Origin of the sequence: Bacillus sp. 165, from assembly GCF_017742235.1 — a bacterium.
Lineage (GTDB): Bacteria > Bacillota > Bacilli > Bacillales > Bacillaceae_G > JAGHKQ01.
The window spans coordinates 701,069-722,937 of the sequence record NZ_JAGHKQ010000001.1 but is presented as its reverse complement, the minus strand read 5'-3'; the positions used below and the strand labels follow the sequence as shown (position 1 = coordinate 722,937).

General features: G+C 36.8%; 19 protein-coding genes and 1 pseudogene. 15 read left to right on the top strand and 5 right to left on the bottom strand.

Annotation, left to right across the window (positions count from 1 at the left end; translation table 11 throughout):
- Positions 1-302 precede the first annotated feature (302 nt).
- Entirely contained in the window at positions 303-644 is a 342-nt protein-coding gene (locus J7Q84_RS03660; RefSeq protein WP_209093017.1) for a zinc ribbon domain-containing protein YjdM, read from the top strand.
- 311 nt (positions 645-955) lie between these two features.
- On the opposite strand, the gene J7Q84_RS03655 is transcribed toward J7Q84_RS03660, so the two are convergent.
- Positions 956-2,197, bottom strand: coding sequence for an MFS transporter (locus tag J7Q84_RS03655; RefSeq protein WP_209093016.1), 1,242 nt, complete (start codon positions 2,195-2,197; stop codon positions 956-958).
- 575 nt (positions 2,198-2,772) lie between these two features.
- Here J7Q84_RS03655 and J7Q84_RS03650 point away from each other — a divergent pair.
- The 6 genes from J7Q84_RS03650 (at position 2,773) to J7Q84_RS03625 (ending at position 10,010) form a co-directional block, all read left to right on the top strand.
- Positions 2,773-3,795 carry a Bug family tripartite tricarboxylate transporter substrate binding protein gene (locus J7Q84_RS03650; RefSeq protein WP_209093015.1) on the top strand — a complete coding sequence of 341 codons (1,023 nt, stop codon included), beginning with the start codon at positions 2,773-2,775 and terminating at the stop codon, positions 3,793-3,795.
- Positions 3,796-3,874: 79 nt separating this feature from the next.
- Entirely contained in the window at positions 3,875-4,330 is a 456-nt protein-coding gene (locus J7Q84_RS03645) for a tripartite tricarboxylate transporter TctB family protein (RefSeq protein WP_209093014.1), read from the top strand.
- An 18-nt stretch (positions 4,331-4,348) separates the two neighbouring features.
- Positions 4,349-5,875 carry a tripartite tricarboxylate transporter permease gene (locus J7Q84_RS03640; RefSeq protein ID WP_209093013.1) on the top strand — a complete coding sequence of 509 codons (1,527 nt, stop codon included), beginning with the start codon at positions 4,349-4,351 and terminating at the stop codon, positions 5,873-5,875.
- Between the two features lie 66 nt (positions 5,876-5,941).
- Complete coding sequence (locus J7Q84_RS03635; RefSeq protein WP_209093012.1) at positions 5,942-7,522, top strand: ATP-binding protein; 1,581 nt, start codon at positions 5,942-5,944, stop codon at positions 7,520-7,522.
- A 5-nt stretch (positions 7,523-7,527) separates the two neighbouring features.
- Positions 7,528-8,244, top strand: a complete 717-nt coding sequence (locus J7Q84_RS03630; protein ID WP_209093011.1) for a response regulator — start codon at positions 7,528-7,530, stop codon at positions 8,242-8,244.
- A gap of 188 nt (positions 8,245-8,432) precedes the next feature.
- Complete coding sequence (locus J7Q84_RS03625) at positions 8,433-10,010, top strand: flavin monoamine oxidase family protein (protein WP_209093010.1); 1,578 nt, start codon at positions 8,433-8,435, stop codon at positions 10,008-10,010.
- A 106-nt stretch (positions 10,011-10,116) separates the two neighbouring features.
- Here the strand turns inward: J7Q84_RS03625 and J7Q84_RS03620 are convergent, their stop codons facing one another.
- Positions 10,117-10,623, bottom strand: coding sequence for a DUF2269 family protein (locus J7Q84_RS03620; protein ID WP_209093009.1), 507 nt, complete (start codon positions 10,621-10,623; stop codon positions 10,117-10,119).
- A gap of 335 nt (positions 10,624-10,958) precedes the next feature.
- On the opposite strand from J7Q84_RS03620, the gene J7Q84_RS03615 reads away from it, so the two are divergent.
- Positions 10,959-11,300 carry a PadR family transcriptional regulator gene (locus J7Q84_RS03615; RefSeq protein ID WP_209093008.1) on the top strand — a complete coding sequence of 114 codons (342 nt, stop codon included), beginning with the start codon at positions 10,959-10,961 and terminating at the stop codon, positions 11,298-11,300.
- Positions 11,293-11,853: a permease prefix domain 1-containing protein gene (locus tag J7Q84_RS03610; RefSeq protein WP_209093007.1), complete on the top strand. Its 561-nt coding sequence runs from the start codon at positions 11,293-11,295 to the stop codon at positions 11,851-11,853. Before J7Q84_RS03615 ends, J7Q84_RS03610 begins: the two co-directional genes overlap by 8 nt.
- Before the next feature lie 559 nt (positions 11,854-12,412).
- Here the strand turns inward: J7Q84_RS03610 and J7Q84_RS03605 are convergent.
- Positions 12,413-13,084 (bottom strand): annotated as a pseudogene (locus J7Q84_RS03605) (BCCT family transporter); the annotation flags it as partial.
- Positions 13,085-13,306: 222 nt separating this feature from the next.
- Here J7Q84_RS03605 and J7Q84_RS03600 point away from each other — a divergent pair.
- The 6 genes from J7Q84_RS03600 (at position 13,307) to J7Q84_RS03575 (ending at position 19,776) form a co-directional block, all read left to right on the top strand.
- On the top strand, positions 13,307-14,197 hold the full coding sequence (locus J7Q84_RS03600; RefSeq protein WP_209093005.1) for a nitrilase-related carbon-nitrogen hydrolase: 891 nt from the start codon (positions 13,307-13,309) through the stop codon (positions 14,195-14,197).
- Between the two features lie 49 nt (positions 14,198-14,246).
- Positions 14,247-15,596 (top strand): NAD(P)-dependent oxidoreductase, encoded by a 1,350-nt coding sequence (locus tag J7Q84_RS03595; RefSeq protein ID WP_209093004.1) that lies wholly within the window; start codon positions 14,247-14,249, stop codon positions 15,594-15,596.
- Positions 15,597-15,622: 26 nt separating this feature from the next.
- The gene (preA, locus tag J7Q84_RS03590) at positions 15,623-16,906 is read left to right on the top strand and encodes an NAD-dependent dihydropyrimidine dehydrogenase subunit PreA (protein ID WP_209093003.1); all 1,284 of its coding nucleotides are present in this window, start codon (positions 15,623-15,625) and stop codon (positions 16,904-16,906) included.
- A gap of 19 nt (positions 16,907-16,925) precedes the next feature.
- Positions 16,926-18,332 carry a dihydropyrimidinase gene (hydA, locus tag J7Q84_RS03585; protein WP_209093002.1) on the top strand — a complete coding sequence of 469 codons (1,407 nt, stop codon included), beginning with the start codon at positions 16,926-16,928 and terminating at the stop codon, positions 18,330-18,332.
- Positions 18,333-18,378: 46 nt separating this feature from the next.
- Positions 18,379-18,609 carry a hypothetical protein gene (locus tag J7Q84_RS03580; RefSeq protein WP_209093001.1) on the top strand — a complete coding sequence of 77 codons (231 nt, stop codon included), beginning with the start codon at positions 18,379-18,381 and terminating at the stop codon, positions 18,607-18,609.
- A 447-nt stretch (positions 18,610-19,056) separates the two neighbouring features.
- The gene (locus J7Q84_RS03575; RefSeq protein WP_209093000.1) at positions 19,057-19,776 is read left to right on the top strand and encodes a YebC/PmpR family DNA-binding transcriptional regulator; all 720 of its coding nucleotides are present in this window, start codon (positions 19,057-19,059) and stop codon (positions 19,774-19,776) included.
- Between the two features lie 656 nt (positions 19,777-20,432).
- On the opposite strand, the gene J7Q84_RS03570 is transcribed toward J7Q84_RS03575, so the two are convergent.
- A complete protein-coding gene (locus J7Q84_RS03570; RefSeq protein ID WP_209092999.1) occupies positions 20,433-20,732 on the bottom strand; it encodes a hypothetical protein in 300 nt (99 codons plus the stop codon).
- Positions 20,733-21,271: 539 nt separating this feature from the next.
- Positions 21,272-21,664: a VOC family protein gene (locus J7Q84_RS03565; RefSeq protein ID WP_209092998.1), complete on the bottom strand. Its 393-nt coding sequence runs from the start codon at positions 21,662-21,664 to the stop codon at positions 21,272-21,274.
- Positions 21,665-21,869 lie beyond the last annotated feature (205 nt).

Here is a 21,869-nt window from a genome sequence, read left to right as displayed (position 1 = left end):
AAAAACAGGCGGACTTTGTTCGTCTGTTTTTCTGATTGTCTATAAATGTGAGGCTTTGTTGTTATATTGTAAATTTTAGTATTTTCTTAATAAAGTTATTTGAAAAATGGAGTTTCGTATGAGGAATAGAGCACGGATTGAAGTGAGAGTTGCCAATGTGAGGCGACTATGGCAGTATATAAGAAACTCTCTAAACGGTGTGTGAAGTATAAGATTGCATTATTACTATTGGTACGCAATTGTAAATAACAATTACTTCTCACATATTAGAATTAAGGATAACGAACGGAGGAATTGAAATTATGTCCCATTTGCCAAATTGCCCAAAATGTCATTCACAATACACTTACGAAGATGGAACCCTTTTTGTTTGCCCAGAATGTGCTCATGAATGGACTGGAGAATCAGAAACTAAAGATACTGAAGATAAAAAAATTATCAAGGATGCAAACGGAAATATCTTAAATGATGGTGATTCTGTAACGGTTATTAAAGATCTTAAAGTAAAAGGGAGCTCTTTAGTTGTAAAAATAGGTACAAAAGTAAAAAATATACGTTTGATTGATGGAGATCATGATATTGATTGTAAAATTGATGGTTTTGGAGGAATGAAATTAAAATCAGAATTTGTGAAAAAGATATAATATATAAGCAATTACATAAAAATAAGGATTGAATAGACGTTTCTTGAGCTCGTTTGTTGCTTAATGAACGTCTATTTTTTATGTTACCGATAGATAAGAATGTCACTTCTATTTAGTATATAAGACATTCTAATTATAATGATGTAAGTATGGTTGTTGATATTTATTATAGTAGCTATTCTTCGATTTACGGTTCTTTCCGTATACAGTAAGAAAAAGTATACTTGTTGAGCTATAAATAGAAAAATAAAGAAAGCAGCAAAATGCTGCTTTCTTTATGGAAAGTATTAATCCTTGTATATAGATCAGTATTAAGAAGCCTGTAGTGATTTTGACTCAGGAAGGTGGAGAGAAGACATTTTCCTCCACATAATATAAAAACCTAAAGCAGCACATGCGCGCAATCCCGAGTCCCAGAACATAGCTACATCCATTCCCCATGTTTCTAACATCCATACTCCCGCTTGCGGAGCTATAAATGCAACGCCTGCCAACCAGATATTATACTGCGCAATACAGGCTGTTTTCCATTCTGGTGAGGAAGATTCTAACAAGGAATTGAATAGAAGAAGTACCGTACCAGATACGAAGACACCAGTAAAAATATTTATAGCGGCTAAATAATATAAATTGGTTGAAACAATGGTCAGGACAGGTGCTGTAGCCATACCAAGCGCAGCTATCACTAAAATTCTAGTACTGCTGTATCGGTCAGCCATGCGTCCCCACCAACCGTAGCTTACGATTTGAGCTAATTGGTTACAAACGGTAAAGATACTAATCCATATAGCTGTTGCATGGGCGTCACGAATTTGATAAATGTTGAACAAAGGCCACGCAAGTTGCCATGCAAAGTTAAAAAACAGAGCAGCTACCAGAAAATATAGAAAAGGACGATGAAGGTAGATGTTTTTTGTGCTCGGTTTTGAATACGAGAGAGAATGAGAATGTGCCGGATTCTCGGTATGTTGAGCTAAATATTTCCACTCTAATAATCCAAATAAAAAGGCTATACCGAATAATATTTGAAAAGGTAACGGATCTTTTGATGGAAATATCAACATCCATATGCCGCTCCCTAATGTTGCCAGCATTCCAACAATGGTTAGAATTCTGTTGCGATTGCTGAAAAACTTGCTTCGCCTTGTATCTGGTATAAGTTCTGAAATTAAGGCTTGCCACCCTACATTCAGAAAGGAACCTGGGACATTCATAAGAGCTACGAGCACGACAAATATCCAAGAACTTAATTTAGTTGACAGTAGAGGAATACAGATCAACAACAGAAGAAGAGAACGAGTTAACAGGATACTTATTGCAGTGAACTGCCGCTTACTTTGTACACGATTAATTAACCAAGAAGCAGGAAGTGTTGCCAGCATGGTAGCAACTGCTGGGAGAGAAGATAACCATCCTACTTGTATGTTGGTTGCACCTAATACTGATATGGCGAATAAAGAAAAATAATTATTAGCAAGACTTTGACTAATGGTGGAAGCAGCCCCGTTTTTTATACTTAGGCGTTCATTTTGTCGTACTATGGATGTATTCACGAAAAGCCCTTCTTTCTAAAATTTGTACTATGTAAGATTACTGCAAGTATAGAGTATTCGCAAGGCATAAAAGATTCCAAATTGTCATAAAACGAAAGATAGAAATCTCGTGATGTGGATAGCCGTGTATTTCTTTTAAAAATAGGGAAAAAAATATATACCTTATTAATAAACAGATGGGGTATGCAAACCAATCATTGATTTGCATACCCCATCTGTTTTTGGATATCAACATTAAATATATAGATGTATGTTAGTAAAAAGTACATCATTTTGAATGCTTATATTAGCTGTATAAATCAATGTATTCTATAAAAATAACTATTAAGATAATCTTGCTGGAATAACGAAAAGGATACCGTTCTTATACGTAGGTGCTTTTTTATACAGAATAGTTATTCTTAACAAATGACTCGTGGAGTATGTCGCTCTCTACCTCTACATTATCTATGAACAAAAAGAACAAAATGAAACTAATACACTTTAAATGTTTTAGTTTAATAATCTATTAATTCTGAATTTTTAGGATAGAATATTGTTAGAGTAGGAAACGCTTACACTGAGGAGGGGTAAAAATGAAAAGAAGAAAAAAGTTATCTGTTTTAGTATTATCTAGTATTCTCTTATTAGGATTAGGGGCATGCAGTGATGCAAGTAAGACATCTGGGAATATTGCTGAAAAAGGATATCCGAAAAAATCGATTACGGTTGTGGCTCCATCTGGTGCAGGAGGGGGTTGGGATATTACGGCAAGATCATTTACAAAAGTGTTAACAGAAACAAAACTTGTAAAGCAAACAATGACTGTTGAAAATAAGCCAGGCGGTGGGGGTGCCGTTTTCATGGCGGAATATGCAACTCAAGAAAAGAAAAATAATGAGAAGTTGTTTATAAGCTCACCTCCTATTCTAATTAACAATTTAAAGAAAGAGGGAAATAGCCCGTTTGGATACAAAGATACAACTCCGCTTGCCCAGTTGACAAAGGACTATGGAGCGATTGTTGTTAGAGCAGATTCAAAATACAAGGATTTAAAATCTCTTTTAGAGGATATGAAAGCAGATCCTTCTAAAATCACACTTGCAGGTGGTTCTTCACCAGGCTCTATGGATCATTTAATTGGAATTTTACCGGCGTATAAATTTGGAATTCAACCGGCTTCTATAAAGTATGTGTCATATGATGGGGGCGGAGAAGCTATCACGGCATTATTAGGGAATAATGCAGATGTCATTTCCACTGATATTTCTAGTGTAAGAGAATTTTTAAAGGCAGGAAAAGTACGAGTGTTGGGTGTTACTGCTCCTAAGCGTCTTAGCGGTGAATTAAAGGATATTCCAACTGTAAAGGAACAAGGAATCGACGCTGAATTTATTATTTGGCGAGGTGTTTTCGGACCTAAGGAAATGTCAAAAGAAGCATATGAGTATTGGCAACAGACTATTTCAAAGCTCGTTAAAACAGAGGAATGGAAAAAAGAGCTAGAAACACAAGGCTGGGAAAGTGATTATCGGGATGGCAAAGATTTTCAAACATTCCTTGGTGGACAAGAACAACTGATTGAGGATTTATTAAAAGCATTGGGCATGGAAAAGTAAAACAATACAGATAGGATAAGAAAGGAAATGCTTTCTTATCCTTCTTTTTAAAATCTAGTCGAGATTGAGGTGTATGTATATGGATCGACGGTTTGATCAAATAGCAAGCATAATTTTTTTTGTACTTGGAATCGGCTTTATGTATGAGAGTAGACAAATTTCAAAAACTGCATATGGAAGTGCAGTAGGACCGGATATTTTTCCTTTTGTTTTAGGCCTTATTTTATTGCTCTTAAGTGCTCGTTTGTTTTATGAAACGTTTCGTTATCAACAACATAAACAAGCTGGTTTTTATGATTATAAACGTTTTTTTATCATTTTAGGTACAACGGTTATGTACATAGCATTTCTTGAGAGTGTTGGGTATGTTATCAGTACATTTCTCTTTTTACTTATCACTTTTCAAACGATGCAAGCAGGAAAGTGGATACAATCAATCTTGATTTCTAGTGCATTTTCCTTCGGCGTTTATTTCATCTTTGTTGATGTATTAAAAGGTTCTATGCCTGGCTGGCCAGTTTGGCTGGGTATGTGAAGAGGAGAGTGAAGCAGAATGAGTACATTACAGTATTTGATGCAAGGATTTGAAACAGCTGTTCAATGGTATAATCTTATATTTGCATTTGTAGGTGTTTTAATTGGTACAGCTGTAGGTGTACTTCCAGGTATCGGTCCGATGAGCGGAGTAGCTTTATTAATTCCGGTTACCGCCTCCTTAACAAGCGGGTTGCCCCCAGAGCAGGCAGCTACAAGCTCTATTATTTTATTGGCAGGTGTATATTACGGAGCAATGTATGGTGGTTCCACTACTTCTATTCTATTAAATACACCTGGGGAGTCATCTTCTGTTGTCACAGCATTAGATGGATATCAAATGGCAAAGCAAGGACGAGCAGGTAGTGCTTTATCAATTGCTGCAATTGGATCTTTTGTTGCTGGTATTGTTACACTGGTTGCACTTGCATTTCTTGCAAAACCATTATCGACAGTGGCTTTAAAATTTGGTCCTGCAGAATATTTTTCGTTAATGGTATTGGGGCTTTGTGCCGTGAGCGGATTAGCTGGCAAATCTATTACAAAGGCATTGATTATGACTGTGTTTGGCTTATTGCTCGCGACAATTGGTATGGATAATGTCTCGGGTGTGGCACGTTTTACATATAATATTCCTTCTTTATATCAAGGACTGGAATTTTTAACAATTGCTGTAGGTTTATTTGCACTTGGCGAAGTATTTAAAACAATTTTAGAACGGGAAACAAATGAAGGACAAGTTGCAAAGATTACACGCATCCTTCCCACAAAAGAAGAGTTAAACGAGAGCTCAGGGCCAATCGTGCGTGGTTCTTTATTAGGATTCTTCATCGGTATTTTACCTGGGGCAGGAGCAACCTTAGCTTCGTTTTTTTCTTACATTGTAGAAAAGAAGATCAGTAAAAATCCGAGTAAATTCGGACAAGGGACTATTGCAGGAGTAGCGGCTCCAGAGTCTGCAAATAACGCTGCTTCAGGAGGTGCTATGATTCCCCTTCTTACTCTTGGTATCCCCGGTTCAGGTACAACCGCTATTTTGATGGGAGCATTAATTATGTATAACATTCAACCCGGACCATTATTATTTGAAGAGCATCCTCAAGTGGCGTGGGGCCTGATTGCAAGTATGTTTATTGGTAATTTAATGCTGTTAATTTTGAATATGCCGCTTGTCAGGGTATTTGCAAAAATTATTGAAACACCGCCTAAATATTTAATTCCTATGATTATTGCTATTTCCATTTTTGGAGTATATGCGGTACAAGTCTCGATTTTTGATTTAGGGTTGCTTCTTGTATGCGGTGTAGCAGGCTATTTCCTTACAAAGCACGACTATCCAATTGCTCCGCTCGTGCTAGGATTAGTTCTTGGACCAATGATTGAAAATAATATGCGTCGTGCTTTAACGATTTCTAACGGACAATATTCTACTTTTTTCACTCATCCTGTTTCAAGTATTTTCTTGCTTGCAGCGGTAATTTGGATTCTTATTCCGATCTTCATGAAGCTCAGAGGGAAAAAAGTAATTATTAATGTAGAAGCATAGCCCCTTAAAAAAAGGGGTTTTTTGTTTGTGCAAATCTCATTACAATGAGAATAAGGGGAGATAAGAATGCGTTTACATTATAAGTTGATTATTTTGATTTGTTCGTTGTTAATAGTAGTTATAGTTTTATTTGAACTCATATTTCAATCAATGTTGCAAAACAATTTAAAGCATGAAATGGGAGTAAGAGCGTTAGCGGTTGCTCAAACCATTTCAAATATGCCAGAGATAAAAGAGGCATTTTACACAGCTAATCCTTCCCAAATAATTCAGCCGATTACAGAAGAGATTCGGAAAAAAACAAAGGCGGAGTTTATAGTAGTAGGCAATAGGGACGAAATACGGTATTCTCATCCAATTACTGAAAGAATCGGAAAAAAGATGGTAGGTGGAGATAATGCGCTGGTGTTTCAGGGGAAAGAGATAGTATCCGAATCTATAGGGTCTTTGGGTAGATCTTTGCGTGGAAAGGCACCTGTTTTTGATGGAAAAGGTGAGGTTATTGGAGTTGTTTCCGTCGGATTTTTAACGGAAGATATTGAAAAGAAGATTGAACATTATCGTCAAAAGCTTCTCTATATAACTGTGTTCATCATACTGGGTGGTATAGGAGGGGCATTGCTGATTGCTTACAGTGTAAAAAAAGCTATCTTTGGCTTAGAGCCGAGAGAAATTGCCCATTTATATCAAGAAAAGCAAGCTATTTTAGAATCGATTCATGAAGGAATCATTGCTATTAATCAAAAAGGAATTGTTACAATGGCCAATGCAGCTTCTTTAAAATTATTAGGAGTTTCAAATGCAGAAGGGAAGCACCTTGTGGATATATTGCCACGTTCACGCTTGCTTAATGTAGTTGAAACGGGGCATGCAGAGTTTGATCAAGAATCTATTATCGGAGACAATGTAGTGGTTGTGAATCGAATTCCTATATATAATAATCAAAATCAAATTTCAGGTGCAGTTGCTAGCTTTCGAAATAAATCAGAACTAAAGAGATTAACAGAAGAGTTGTCGCACATAAAGAAATATGCAGAAGGGTTAAGAGCTCAAACTCACGAATATTCAAATAAATTACATACTATTTCAGGGTTAATCCAATTAGAATCTTATCAAGAAGTAATTGATTTTATCACAAAAGAGTCTGATGTTACACAAAATCTGATGCATTTTATAATGAAGAAAATCCCAGATCCTATCGTGGGGGGATTGCTTCTTGGTAAATTCAGCAGGGCCAATGAATTAAAAGTAGAATTGGAGATTGAAGAGGATAGCACATTTGCCGATATTCCTTCCTCTATTAATCGAGACAGTCTAGTTACGATTATAGGAAACCTCATTGATAATGCTATGGAGGCTGTTATTGGAAATAAATCAGGTCAAAAAAAAGTGAAAGTGTTTTTGACAGACTTAGGAGAAGATTTAATCATAGAAGTTGAGGATACAGGAAAAGGAATCGACAAAGAGTATGAAGAACACATTTTTGAAATAGGGTTTACAACCAAGAAAGATAGCAAGAATAGTGGCTTTGGTTTGGCTCTTGTTCAACAAGCCGTCACTCAGATGCAAGGGTATATTATTTTTTCTGAGAATGAATATGGAGGAACAACCTTTACCGTAGCTATTCCAAAAAGGTGTAAGGAGTAAAGAGAATGCAGAAAACAAAAGCTATTGAAGTACTAATTGTCGAAGATGATATACGAATTGCTGAAATTCATCGCCACTTTGTAGAAAAGCTGGAGAATTTTCAAGTAATTGGTATTGCTACAGATGAAGAACAGGCAAAGGAGCAAGTACGTATTTTACAACCAGATTTGATTTTACTAGATAACTTCTTTCCTGATATGAATGGATTAGAGTTTTTGCGCTACATACAGCAACATTATGGGCATATAGATACCATAATGATTACTGCTGCAAAAGAAATTAATACAGTAAGTCAAGCTATTCGAGCTGGTGTTTTTGATTTTATTGTAAAGCCTCTTATCTTTGAGCGTTTTCAAGCTACATTATTGGAATATCAAAGCTTCTATGAAAGGCTATATTCATTAAAACTAACTCAGCCTCAAGTGTCACAAGAGGAAATTGACTTACTCTTAGGGAAAACAGGAGGAAATAAAAGCAGCTTTTTTCTGCCTAAAGGAATCGATAAGCTTACACTAGATAAGGTGTTGTTAGTTATTAAAGAAACAGAGGAAGGGATGACAGCAGAGAGAGTTGGGAAAAAAGTAGGAGTTAGCCGAACCACAGCACGACGCTATTTAGAATATCTCGTTTCCGAGAAGGAAGTCGCAGCAGATCTTTCATACGGAATGATCGGAAGACCAGAGAGGGTGTATATTCTAAATCAAAAAAACAATTCGGTATAGGAAAGGTTCCATAGGAACAGAAAAAAATTGAAGCTGTAAGGATGAACAAATAGTTATTAGGACGGCAAAGATTTGCAAGCACCCCTTATAGACAACCACATATTTTTATTTTGGTTGTGATAGAGGTACAAGCCAATTTAATAGAAATGCATATTTTATAGTATTTCTATTAAATTGGAGGAGCTGTGATGGCTAGAACACCATTGACTGAAATACTTAGAAATACTTATGTAGAAATGTGTAAAACATTTGAAAAAGATATTTCATATAACTCAATCAATCACGGAGAATGCTTAGAAAACGAGAATTTGTCCCCCAACGTAATTGTTCCGCAAGTCTCTATCCCTCCCTCAAATTCATTTTTACCATCCAACACTCTCATATCACCCAAAGTTGTTATTGTTGGTGCTGGTCTAGCTGGATTAACCTGTGCCTATCGTTTAAAACAGGCGGGAATTGTGAGTACGGTATATGAAGCGAATCATCAAGTAGGCGGGAGGTGCAGCACACGCAGAGGAGATTTTTCAGAGAATCAAATTGTTGAACGTGGAGGAACATTAATTGATACGGAACACGAAGCTATTCTTCGGCTTTGTCATGAACTAGGATTACAGATAGATAATTTGCATAAAGCTGAGGCAAAAGGGACTCAACCTTGCTACTATTTCAATGGACAGGCATATTCATTTGATGAAGTTACTCAGGATTTCAAGCAAGTTTTTCATAGATTACAAAAGGACCTTCGATTGGCAGCCTATCCTACATTATATAATAGGTTTACGAAGCGAGGCTTTGAGCTTGATCATATGTCCATAAGGGACTGGATTAATGAGAATGTTCCTGGAGGAATCAACTCCAAGTTTGGCCACTTATTGGATGTTGCCTATAATATTGAATATGGCGCTGAATCAAAGGAACAAAGTGCATTGAACTTGATTTATCTACTTGGTTTTTCTAGAAAGAGACCGTTTCAGATTTTCGGATCTTCGGATGAGCGATTCCATATACGCGGCGGCAATGATCAAATTTCTACGATACTATCCAAAACATTGGAAAATCAAATTGTCACAGGAACACGTTTAATCGCTATAAAAGAAAATTATAACGGAACCTACACGCTTACTTTTCAAAGTGAAACAAATACATTTGATGTGAATGCTGATAAGGTTGTACTCACAATTCCGTTTTCAGTGTTGCGTACTTCAGTAGATTATAGCAAAGCGGGCTTACGACCGTTGAAAATCAAAGCGATTGAGGAACTGGGTATGGGAACTAATACAAAACTTCACGTACAATTTCATGATCGTCACTGGCATACTCTTGGCTGTAATGGTGAAACCTTCGCTGATAGGGGATATCAAAATACATTTGAGGCTAGTCGCGCACAAGCTGGTAATAGTGGGATTTTAGTTAACTATACCGGCGGAGCTATTAGTAAAAGTTTGAATGGAGGAACTCCACAAGAACAGGCAGAACGGTTTTTGATGCAGTGTGAACCGGTATTACCTGGCATTTCAAGTAAGTGGAATGGAATGGTGACTAGAGATGAATGGTTAGACAATCCATTTGCTTTAGGTTCGTATTCTTACTGGAAGGTTGGGCAGTATACAACATTTGCCGGTATAGAAGGCGAACGCGAAGGGACAAAAGGTAACTTGCATTTTGCTGGTGAACATACATCTATTGAGTTTCAAGGATATCTCAACGGGGCGGCAGAAAGTGGAGAACGAGCAGCTCAGGAGATTTTAGGTTATAGAACTCCGTAACGTTCATGGCAAAGGTTGCTAAATGCTTTATTGAAGCTAAGATAGCAAACGAAAGTATAATGTAAGTTAAAGAAGCAGTGCCTGGCAGCTATAACTTACATTATTTTTATTTCGAAATGCTTTTTTTCTTTTTCCAAGGTTTTATTACAGAGATGCATAGAATAAAAATAGTAGTTACAACTTGAAAGATGACGGCATATTGTCTTAATGTATGGTTGTGTATAAAAACAGGATTGTTTAACGCCATGCTTTTCTGATTCTCAAGAATCATCATATTGACCAACATTAATTTATCAACAACAAATATACCAATGAAGGTTTGAATCATAAATAGAATCCATTTTACAGTTACCCATCTATGCTTAAAAAACCCCCAATTTGTAAATAATCCATACAATAAACCTATAAATAAAGTTCCTACTGCTCCAATTCTAATAATATTATCGCTAATTATGACTATACTTTTATAGGTCTCAAAAGTTTTAGTATAAGAATCTAATGAAATCCCCAGATTTAAAGCTAACGAGCTTGTTATTCCGCCAAAGAACAATGTTACTAGCATAATATGAAGTATTTTCAACCATTTCATACCCGTTGGTCCTAATTTTTTCAACTTTTCCCCTCCTATAGTTCTAATACAATGATAAATTGATGGGTGCTTTCTATGTTTAAAGAACATAGGGCAAACACTTTTTAGTGTAACAAGAAAAATATTGTTTTAATACAAGCTTTAGCCCTAGCCGAAGCTAAGGCTAAAGTCTTAATTTGTTGTATGGATTTTGTGTCGTTGGTAGGAAGAAGTAGAAAATTTTTATTAATAAAAGGTTTTCCTACCTTGCATTATAGAGTATTATAATTTACAATAAAAACACAAGTTAAAGGGATTTTTTGTTCTTATACCTTGTTATATAGAGTAATATATATTAAAGGGTAGGGGATGCTCGTAATATGGAAATGAATAAAGAAATGCTAAAAGGATACATTGATACAATTATTTTAAGTATGATTTATCGGCGTGATATGTATGGCTATGAATTGAGTAAAAGCGTCAAGGAAGAAAGTAAAAACAGCTTTGAAATTAAGGAAGGTACACTGTATTTGGCCTTGAAGCGGTTGGAAACCAATGGATATGCCCAGTCCTATTGGGATGAAAGTGTTGAAGGCGGGCGAAGGAAATATTACAAAATAACAGACGAAGGTAAAACTGTTTTAGAAGAAAAAAAAGATGAATGGACATTTTTTAAAACAATCATGGACCATTTTTTAAAAGGAGTGACTAATCGTGACTAATAGATTACTTAGTACCAAAGCAGAAAAAGCCATCCAAAAATTTGTGAATGATATTTCTGTCAATTCAGGTATCGTTTCTACTGAAAATATGACTTATTTAGAAGAAGTCAAAATGAATCTAAACAATGCTAAAAAAGAAATGAAACAAAATGTTGAGCAATTTAAGGAAGATACAAAAGATTTTTTATTCAAGCTGCGATTGTCATCTAATAAAAATAATGATTTTCAAGAGGAAATACAATCTCATATAACAGAGCATGTAAAAGAATTAGTTTCTCAAGGAATGACAGAGGAGGAAGCATTGGAAATTGTCCTGTCTGAGTTCGAGGGGGTAGATTTTTCAGAATTGAATCAAACGAAGGGAGCGGGTAAAAACATGCAGTATGATGAAAAAATATATGAAGCAATTGGAGTGTTTTATGGGGGATTTTTGATTTTAGGTGGCGCAATTGGCTTTATCACTGGTAGCTGGTTGGGACTGATTTTAGGTACAGTGATTGGTATTGGAGCAGGCTGCGTAGCACATGGTTTAACTGTCGCTTTAAAGAAATAAAACATTGAAAGGGATTTCTAAAGGTTAGAGATATGAGAGTGTCACGGTAATCGGCGATTATATTGGACATTTAATAAAAAGGATCAGCCGTTCAGAGGGGCTGGTTCTTTTTCATATATATTCCGCTATATTGCGTATGAGCTGTTTATACGCTTTTTAATATAGGAAATAGTGTGAATAATGTTAAGTATAAGACGAAACTGTCCTTTTGGCATAGAAAGCCATGTTATCATGAATATATAGATAAGTAAAACCCTTGCACCCCCCTTTGCTCATCGAGTAATTAGCCAAAGTATTCTCACTAGTTTTATAAAAAACTCCTCATTGAAATTTACTACATAAGGTTATAATCATTGTTTATTTTGCTCTTGGTGAAGGCATTACAGGAAAGCATATTCATGTTTTTGATAGAAGCTCTTTTTGTTTGTTATTACTCTGTAGTTTATGAATGTCTGTTATATGTACGCAGGATGCTGCTTATTCTCTAATGGGACTGTTCATCATATATTTCTACACTGAATATATTTAGAGTAAAAATAGAGGTGTTATGGATTGTTTCTGTTTGTGCTGATAGAAGATACAGTACAGTAAATATTCCGATCAAAGTTAATTGTGTTAATAGAGTATTATGGACCGATGGGAATAGATAGCTTAATCCTCCTGAAATCTGCTGCGCTCCAATACCTAAGGAAGGAACGATGCCAAATACAGTTGCCAGTACAGCTAAAGTGTCTATAGTACGTCCTAATGCAGAGCAAGAAGAAGTATTAAATAAGGGAGCAACAGTGGCACTGATTGTACCAGTTTTTCCTTTATGAAACGTAAAATATGCGATTGCTAAAGCAACGAGTGCATATAAAGCCCACGGATGCAATCCCCAATGGAAAAATGAATAACGCATAGCGAAACGTGCACTGTCTTCAGGACTTGCTCTAGCTGTTAGGGGAGAACTCAAGTGTGCAATTGGCTCAGCAATCCCGTAGAATAACAGACCAATTCCCATTCCTGCTCCGAAAAGCATGGAGAGCCACGTAAGATAGTTGAATTCTGGACGTTCGTCGTCTTTTCCTAAGCGTATTGTACGGTATTTTGAAAAAATCAAGTAACATGCAAGACCTAAAATCACTGTCATAAGAATAGAGTAAAACCAGCCAGACTTTTGTAAAACGTGTGAACGAAATGCCAATTTTAGCATAAAAGAAAATATTGATACAACTATATCTATTGAAATAACTGCGGCAATAAAGAGATAACCATGTCTAAAATTTTGCTAGAAATCATATATTAAATTACTTCGATAATATGGCAACTTGCAAGATTTCAAATAAGAGAGAAGGCATAATTGAATTTGGATAAGCAGTAATACGACAGCATACAAGATTGATTTAATAAACTGTCAGTGAAGAAAGAACCTCTTCACTGATGGAAGTTTCATTTTATAGGGGGGATTGTTATGGCTGACATTGTAAAAATCGGATTAATTCAAGCTGCTAATGATGTGGACGGAAATGAGCCGGTCGAGGTTCATAAAAAAGCAGCGATTATAAAACACATTAAACTTGTGCGAGAGGCTAAAGAAAAAGGAGCCAATATTGTCTGTTTACAGGAAATTTTTTACGGCCCATACTTTTGTGCTGAACAAAGTACAAAATGGTACAATGCAGCTGAAGAAGTTCCGAATGGACCGACAACGAAGCTTTTTCAAGAGTTAGCAAAAGAACTTGGTATTGTTATTATTCTTCCAATCTATGAAAGAGAAGGAATTGCTACTTATTATAATACAGCTGCAGTCATTGATGCGGACGGCTCTTATCTCGGAAAATATAGAAAGCACCATATTCCTCATGTTGGTGTGGGCAACGAAGGATGCGGATTTTGGGAAAAGTTTTATTTTAAACCAGGAAATCTAGGGTATCCAGTATTTGATACAGCGTTCGCAAAAGTAGGTGTATATATTTGTTATGATCGTCATTTCCCAGAAGGAGCACGTATTCTGGGATTAAAAGGAGCGGAAATTGTTCTTAATCCGTCTGCGACTGTTGCAGGATTATCAGAGTATTTATGGAAGTTGGAGCAGCCTGCTCATGCAGTAGCGAATGGCTATTATGTTGGTGCTATTAATCGAGTGGGATATGAAGGTCCTTGGAACATGGGAGAATTTTATGGACAATCTTATTTGGTGGACCCAAGAGGTAACTTTGTTGTGATGGCAAGTCGTGATAGAGATGAAGTTATTATTGGAGAAATGAACAAAAAAATGATTCGAGAAGTTAGAGATTTATGGCAATTTTATCGGGACCGTCGTCCTGAAACGTACGAAGAAATGACAGCTCTTCTTCCATAAAAGTTCATTCTTTTATAGGTGTTTGGCATGCTAAAAGGAGGGATTGTTCTTGGCTCGAATCTCGTTAAATGATTTAAGGAAGAATTTTGAGGAAGTTCAGCAAGGATTATCGGAACGAGAAGCGATTGAAGAGGCGAATCGCTGTTTATATTGCTACGATGCCCCTTGTATTCAAGCATGTCCTACCGGTATCGACATCCCGAAGTTTATTAAAAAAATTGCTTCCGGTAATTTAAAAGGGTCTGCAAAAACTATTATGTCTTCTAATCCAGTTGGTGCCAGTTGCGCACGTGTATGTCCTACAGAAGAGCTTTGTGAAGGAGCATGTGTGCTTAATCATGCGACCAAACCGATTATGATAGGCAATTTGCAGCGCTATGCAACGGATTGGGCAATTCAAAATGAGCAAGTGCTTTTTCAAGCAGGAAAAAAGAATGGAAAAACAGTTGCCATTGTCGGCGGGGGACCGGCTGGCTTATCAGCTGCACGTGAACTGGCGCTTTTAGGCTATAAAGTTACAATTTTTGAAGCTGCAAACGAAGCAGGAGGATTGAATACGTACGGCATTGTCTCATTTCGTTTACCGCAGCGTATTTCGTTTTGGGAAGTGCAGCAAGTGAAGAATTTAGATGTAGAGATTCGTACGAACACAACAGTAGGGATAGATATATCTGCCTCAGAGTTACTAGAAAAGTATGATAGGGTTGTCCTTGCGGTAGGGATGGGTAAAGTCCCTATGTTAGGGATTGATGGAGAAGAGTTGGATGGAGTGTATGATGCTATTGAATTTGTGAAGGGTACAAAATCAGGGACACTCCCAGATAGCTTTGTAGGTAAAAATATTGTTGTTATTGGAGCTGGCAATACTGCGATTGACGCTGCTACATGTTCGATTCGTCTAGGTGCAGCGAATGTTAAGGTGATGTATCGAAGAACTGAAACCGAGATGACCGCTTATGACTTTGAATATGAGTTTGCTAAGCAGGATGGGGTAGAATTCCGATGGTTAACAGCTCCAACTCGAATTATAGGTGATGAAAACGGAAAAGTAACTGCAATAGAGTGTGTCCGAATGAAGCTGAAACAGTCTGGAAAGGATGGGCGTCGTCTCCCTGTGCCCGTAGCTGATTCAGAGTATATTATTTCAGTTGATGCAGTGATAAAGGCTATAGGTCAAATGCGATATAAGAGTTTAATAGAACAATTTGACGTAGAACATAACGACGGAGTGGTAACAGTCAATCGTGAAACCTATCAAACCTCAGACCCAAAAATATTTGCTTGCGGAGATTTGATTTTTGGAAAGGGCAATGGGGAAGCAATGGTTGTAACCGCAGCACAGCAAGGGAAAGAGGTAGCACATGCGCTTCATAAACTGTGCAAATCACCTCAATTGTAAACAACTATACAAAGGGGGATTTAGTCATGGCAGATTTAAGAATTAACCTTGCTGGCATTCAATCGCCGAATCCGTTTTGGCTTGCTTCTGCTCCACCCACTAACTCTGGCTATCAAGTACAGCGGGCATTTGAAGCAGGTTGGGGTGGTGCTGTTTGGAAGACGTTAGGAGAACCGATTTTGAATACTTCCTCACGGTTTGCTGCTATTAGTTTCAATGGTCAGCGGGTTGCGGGGTTCAATAACATTGAATTGATTACAGATCGGCCGCTTGACGTAAATTTAAAGGAAATTTATGAAACAAAAAAGAAATTTCCTGATCGAGCAATTATCGCATCACTTATGGTTGAGCCTAAGCAAGAAAAATGGCATGAAATTGTAAAAAGAGTCGAAGATGTAGGTGTTGATGGACTAGAGCTGAACTTTGGGTGTCCTCACGGTATGGCAGAACGAGGAATGGGTTCGGCATCTGGGCAAGTTCCAGAGCTAGTAGAAAAGCAAACTTATTGGGTGAAAGAAGCTGCTAGAACACCTGTCATTGTAAAGCTGACTCCTAATATTACAGATATTACGGCAACAGCGGAAGCTGCTGTGCAAGGCGGAGCTGATGCAGTCAGTATGATTAATACAATCAACAGCTTGATGGGAGTTGATTTAGAGAATTGGAACACTATTCCGCATGTGGCAGGAAAAGGAGCCCATGGAGGCTACTGTGGACCAGCAGTAAAACCGATTGCGTTAAATATGGTGGCAGAATGTGCAAGAAGTCCGCATATTTCCATCCCGATTTCAGGCATCGGCGGAATTTCTAATTGGCAAAATGCTGTTGAATTTATGCTGATGGGAGCGACTGGCGTTCAGGTATGTACTGCAGTGATGCATCATGGATTCCGCATTGTAGAGGACATGATTGATGGATTGAATAATTATTTAGATGAAAGAAATATTTCTTCTGCAATGGATTTAGTAGGAAAAGCCGTTCATAAGTATTCTGATTGGGGAGATTTGGATCTAAATTATAAAGTTGTTGCTAGAATTGATACAGATGTGTGCATTAATTGTAATAAATGCCATCTGGCCTGTGAAGACACCTCCCATCAATGTATTGATATGTTGAAGGATCAAACAGGCAAGTCCTATTTAAAGGTGCGGGAAGAGGATTGTGTAGGCTGTAATTTATGTGCCATTGTTTGTCCGGTGGATACAGCTATTCATATGGTTGAAATTCCAAGTAAACAGCCTATGACATGGAATGATCGGCAAGCGAGCATTAAGGCATTAAGTGAAGAAGCAATAAACCGTAGGAAATAAGCAGGAAAGGGGAGAAGTTATGAAAAAAATAATTCAAAACGGTACTATTGTTACAGCAGCAGACACGTATACGGCAGATATTCTCATTGATGGAGGGAAAATAACGGCAATTGGGACGAGTCTTGATACAGCAGAAGCAGAGGTCATTGACGCGTCGGGCTGTTATGTGTTTCCTGGAGGAATTGACCCGCATACTCATTTAGATATGCCTTTTGGAGGAACTGTCACAAAGGATGATTTTGAATCCGGAACAATCGCTGCGGCTTTCGGAGGAACCACAACAGTTATTGATTTTTGTTTAACTAATAAAGGAGAACCTTTGCACAAAGCAATCGAAAGATGGCATGGCAAAGCAAGAAGGAAGGCTGTAATTGATTACGGATTTCATTTGATGATTGCAGAAATAAATGAAGAAGTGCTGCAGGAGCTGCCTAGAGTGATAGAGGAAGAGGGAATTACATCTTTTAAAGTATTTATGGCTTACAAAAATGTGTTTCAAGCGGACGATGAAACATTATACCGTACGCTGGTATCAGCAAAAGAGCTAGGCGCTCTTGTCATGGTTCATGCGGAAAACGGAGATGTTATTGACTATTTAACGAAGCAAGCATTGGCAGCAGGAAAAACAGCCCCGATTTATCATGCCTTGACACGACCTCCAGAAGTGGAAGGGGAGGCGACGGGACGTGCCGCGGCCTTAACAGGTCTTGCTAATTCTCAGTTATATGTTGTCCATGTCTCCTGTGCCGATGCAGTTGAAAAAATCGTAGAAGCACGTAATAAGGGATTTAATGTATGGGGTGAAACGTGTCCACAATATTTAGTGTTGGACCAGTCAGCGCTAGAGAAGCCGAATTTTGAAGGAGCGAAATATGTTTGGTCTCCACCGCTTCGTGAGAAATGGCATCAAAAGGTATTATGGAATGCATTAAAGACAGGGCAGCTTCAAACGGTAGGATCAGATCAATGCTCCTTTGATTTTAAAGGACAAAAAGACCTAGGATATGATGATTTTACAAAAATTCCAAATGGCGGTCCTATTATCGAAGACCGTATTAGTATTTTATTTTCAGAAGGAGTGAAAAAAGGAAGAATTACGTTAAATCAATTTGTAGATATTACTTCTACTCGAATTGCCAAGTTGTTCGGATTATTTCCACAAAAAGGGACAATTGCTGTAGGATCGGATGCGGACATAGTACTTTTCGATCCAAATGTAGAGCGTATTATTTCTGCGGAAACACATCATATGGCTGTGGATTATAATGCATTTGAAGGGATGCAGATAACAGGAGAACCTGTTTCTGTGCTTTCACGTGGTACATTCGTTATTCGTGACAAATGCTTTGTAGGAAATACAGAACACGGAACATATTTAAAACGAGCAAAATATGGGCAACCGCTGAATGAAACATTGACAACATAACGAGCATGTTATTTTTCCTGTTTATGAAAAGGGGAGGAGAAAAGGAATGTCAGAGTACAAAGAGTTTATAATAGAGCGTAGTAAAATGGATGTTCTTATTCAAAAGGGATATCGGATAAAAAGAGTGACTGAACATTTAAATGGGGCATCTATAGAATTTGAACTGACACATCCAAAATCTTCAGAACAGAAAAGAAATGAAGTGTTACATATTCAAACAGCTGAAGGTAGGAAGTATTTTTCTTCTCTTATTCTCCAGCAACAACATCAAATGTAAAATAAAAAGCAATCCTTTTAACAGAAAGAGGATTGCTTTTTATGTATGATAACAATAGTTAAACTTTACGGTTGAAGAACTTCTATCAATACTGAAGAAATGTTTATCGTATTCTCTCTATTATCAATGTGTTTTAGAATAGTGTAAGAAAATGTATTTAGATAATGAATCTTGAAAATATAGGAAACAAAACGAACCATCTCCGGAATGGATGTTAAATTAGCTTAAAGACTCTTTATTTTTTATATTATTAAACTCGTGAAAATTTAGGCAGTTGATGTATAATAAAGGTTAGTCATTCAGTCTTTCTCTTCACTTTATGTTGTATTTTTACAATATAAGTTGTAACGAACTGCTTAGCAGTTGTTTTGAAAAAGTGCTGAAGTAGTAGTATAGTTTATGTGAATAGTTTTTATGTAGATTCAAAGTGGAAAGAGAGTGTTCATTATGGGTCGTAAATGGAACAATATTAAAGAGAAAAAAGCATCAAAAGACGCAAATACAAGTCGTGTATATGCAAAATTTGGCCGTGAGATTTATGTGGCGGCAAAGCAAGGTGAAGCAGATCCAGAATCAAACAGAGCTTTAAAAGTTGTACTTGAGCGTGCTAAAACGTATAGTGTGCCAAAAACGATTATTGACCGGGCAATTGAAAAAGCTAAGGGCGGCTCGGAGGAGAGTTATGACGAGCTTCGCTACGAAGGATTTGGACCAAATGGATCTATGGTAATTGTAGATGCATTAACAAATAATGTAAACCGCACTGCTGCTGAAGTTCGTTCTGCCTTTAATAAAAATGGCGGCAATATGGGAGTAAGCGGAGCTGTAACATATATGTTTGATGCAACGGCTGTTATTGGTATTGAAGGTAAAACAGCAGATGAAGTGCTTGAAATGTTAATGGAAGCGGATGTAGATGTCCGTGATATTGAAGAAGAATATGAATCTGTAGTTGTTTATGCAGAACCAGAGCAGTTCCATTCCGTACAAGAAGCGTTCAAAAATGCAGGTATAACTGAATTTACAATTGCGGAATTAACAATGCTTGCGCAAAACGACATAACATTGACTGAGGATGCACAAGTACAATTCGAAAAATTGATTGATGCATTAGAAGATTTGGAAGATGTACAGCATGTGTATCATAATGTAGATTTAGGTGAATGATCATCAAAATGTTGATATGTCATGCGATGGATCTCCTAATTTTACAACAAAAACGTCTTCGATTAAGATAAACGTTACAATATAAAACGTATTAAATGGGGACATCTTTTCATCCAGTACTGCATGAAAAGATGTCCCCATTTATGATTGTATATTAGTTGAAGAGTTCTGTATGTCGGATGGGGAATTTTGCGGATTTGAAGCGGATGACAAAGACCTACTATCTATCAAGGTTTTATTAGAGCATGCGTAACCGTTACTTTGTAGTGAAACTTTTTACCGCATTTTCCAAAAGTCATTGTCCGTATACTAGCATCTCGCTTCATTCTAAGAGGTATACAAATATTCACAATTCCCTTCAAGCTAAAAAGATTGTCCCATTTTCATGGACAATCTTCAGGGCAATTGCATACTAGATATAAAAATCATGACTAGTAAGATTAGAATGCCAACCCAGTTCAATACTTCTTCTTTTCGTGTCCGGTCTGTTTTCTTTTCTTCGTTCATATGTTCCTCCTAGATGTATTCGTCATAATCTTTGCCAATCAATACAATCAAATCTTTTTCGGATCTAAAAATAATAAATCTGTTCGCTGGATGGAAAATCGTTCCCTAGTTTTACAAGTTCAAGCATCAATTCTATATGAAATACTGTTTTATACATTCGCTTCGTCGAAGGTTACTTTAACTGGTTTCGGAAAATCATTTCCATCATATAACCCATACTTCGCCAATTCTTGATTTATTTCTTGAACGAACACATGAAGTTTAAATTCTTCATAAAAACCTATGCTTGCAAACAAATTATTGTATGAATTTCGAGTTATAGGAATGTAACGGTCATTAATAGATTTTGGTTCATAAGAGAATATCTCCTTATTTAACAAGTCATATGCATAGCCATCACCATCTAATTTTAACGGAAGTTGTTTTACTGTATCAAATACATATAGCAAATCTCTCACTCCTTTTTATAACTAGCATAATATATACTGAATTTTCTGACAACAAAAACAACATGACAATATTCGCTGTTGTTTTTGTTGTCAGTTATGCTTTGCTGGATATAAAAGAGGTGTGCTTGTCGAAAGGGAAAGCTGAAGCAAATCTCACCTGAACCATTGTTACGATATGCCAAACCTTAATGTTGATTTATATTGGCATTTCAGTTAATATGTAATATGTTTGTAGCGATTTATTCATGAAATCAATCGTTGAAAACGTTAGTGCAGAAATACGTATCGCTAAAGTGTGGAAGATATGCAACATATGTATCATAATGTAGATTTAGGCGAATAGTCTAACTTAATATATCAACATTTCGGTGACTATACTATCTGAAATTACAACTAGAAACTTCTTGAATTACCCGATTTATTTGTATGAATTTGATTAATGACATTAGTTCAGATAAAGAGGTCATGGCAAAAGAAACAAACAAAAGGGGCAATTTGGAAAGCAGATCTTAACTGTATTTAAAGGTCTGCTTTTTCTTTTAGATTTTTGCCAAACTTAATTGCCAAGAAACACCATATCGATCTTCAACCCAACCGAACTTTTCGCTGAATGGAGAAGCTGCTAAAGGCATTAAAACTTTGCCATCTTGAGACAATTTTTCAAAAACGGTATCGATTTCTTCAGTAGTATCACATGTTACAAATAGTGATATTGCAGGGGTAAAGGGATGATGGTGTCCATTTTTGTTATCCATACACATAAATAGTTGTCCTTTTAATGTAAATGAGGCATGCAGCAATGTTCCGTCTTCATGATGAAACTTTGTATTTATTGCTGATTGGTCAAATAGGGATGTGTAAAAGTTCATTGCTTCTTCAGCATTCCCTGAGAACATTAAAAACGTAGAAATCTTTTGGCTAGAGTTTACCATTTCAAAATTCTCCCTTTTGTAAATTTAAAATCATTTATGTTTTATAATTAGAACATACGTTCCTTTCGTTGTCTGCGAACAGAAACGAATTGTCAATGGTCAAATTGTCTGGAGTTGTATGTAACAAATGAAGGGGATAGAACATTTAGAGCAACATTTTTATCGATTTACTTGAGTATATCTGAACACTCATATTTCGTGAACG

Excerpts from the sequence above, each read along its gene's own strand:
- J7Q84_RS03660 (WP_209093017.1), top strand. The coding sequence starts at position 303 with ATGTCCCATTTGCCAAATTGCCCAAAATGTCATTCACAATACACTTAC.
- J7Q84_RS03650 (WP_209093015.1), top strand. The coding sequence starts at position 2,773 with ATGAAAAGAAGAAAAAAGTTATCTGTTTTAGTATTATCTAGTATTCTC.
- J7Q84_RS03645 (WP_209093014.1), top strand. The coding sequence starts at position 3,875 with ATGGATCGACGGTTTGATCAAATAGCAAGCATAATTTTTTTTGTACTT.
- J7Q84_RS03640 (WP_209093013.1), top strand. The coding sequence starts at position 4,349 with ATGAGTACATTACAGTATTTGATGCAAGGATTTGAAACAGCTGTTCAA.
- J7Q84_RS03635 (WP_209093012.1), top strand. The coding sequence starts at position 5,942 with ATGCGTTTACATTATAAGTTGATTATTTTGATTTGTTCGTTGTTAATA.
- J7Q84_RS03630 (WP_209093011.1), top strand. The coding sequence starts at position 7,528 with ATGCAGAAAACAAAAGCTATTGAAGTACTAATTGTCGAAGATGATATA.
- J7Q84_RS03625 (WP_209093010.1), top strand. The coding sequence starts at position 8,433 with ATGGCTAGAACACCATTGACTGAAATACTTAGAAATACTTATGTAGAA.
- J7Q84_RS03615 (WP_209093008.1), top strand. The coding sequence starts at position 10,959 with ATGGAAATGAATAAAGAAATGCTAAAAGGATACATTGATACAATTATT.
- J7Q84_RS03600 (WP_209093005.1), top strand. The coding sequence starts at position 13,307 with ATGGCTGACATTGTAAAAATCGGATTAATTCAAGCTGCTAATGATGTG.
- preA (WP_209093003.1), top strand. The coding sequence starts at position 15,623 with ATGGCAGATTTAAGAATTAACCTTGCTGGCATTCAATCGCCGAATCCG.
- hydA (WP_209093002.1), top strand. The coding sequence starts at position 16,926 with ATGAAAAAAATAATTCAAAACGGTACTATTGTTACAGCAGCAGACACG.
- J7Q84_RS03580 (WP_209093001.1), top strand. The coding sequence starts at position 18,379 with ATGTCAGAGTACAAAGAGTTTATAATAGAGCGTAGTAAAATGGATGTT.
- J7Q84_RS03575 (WP_209093000.1), top strand. The coding sequence starts at position 19,057 with ATGGGTCGTAAATGGAACAATATTAAAGAGAAAAAAGCATCAAAAGAC.
- J7Q84_RS03565 (WP_209092998.1), bottom strand. The coding sequence starts at position 21,664 with ATGGTAAACTCTAGCCAAAAGATTTCTACGTTTTTAATGTTCTCAGGG.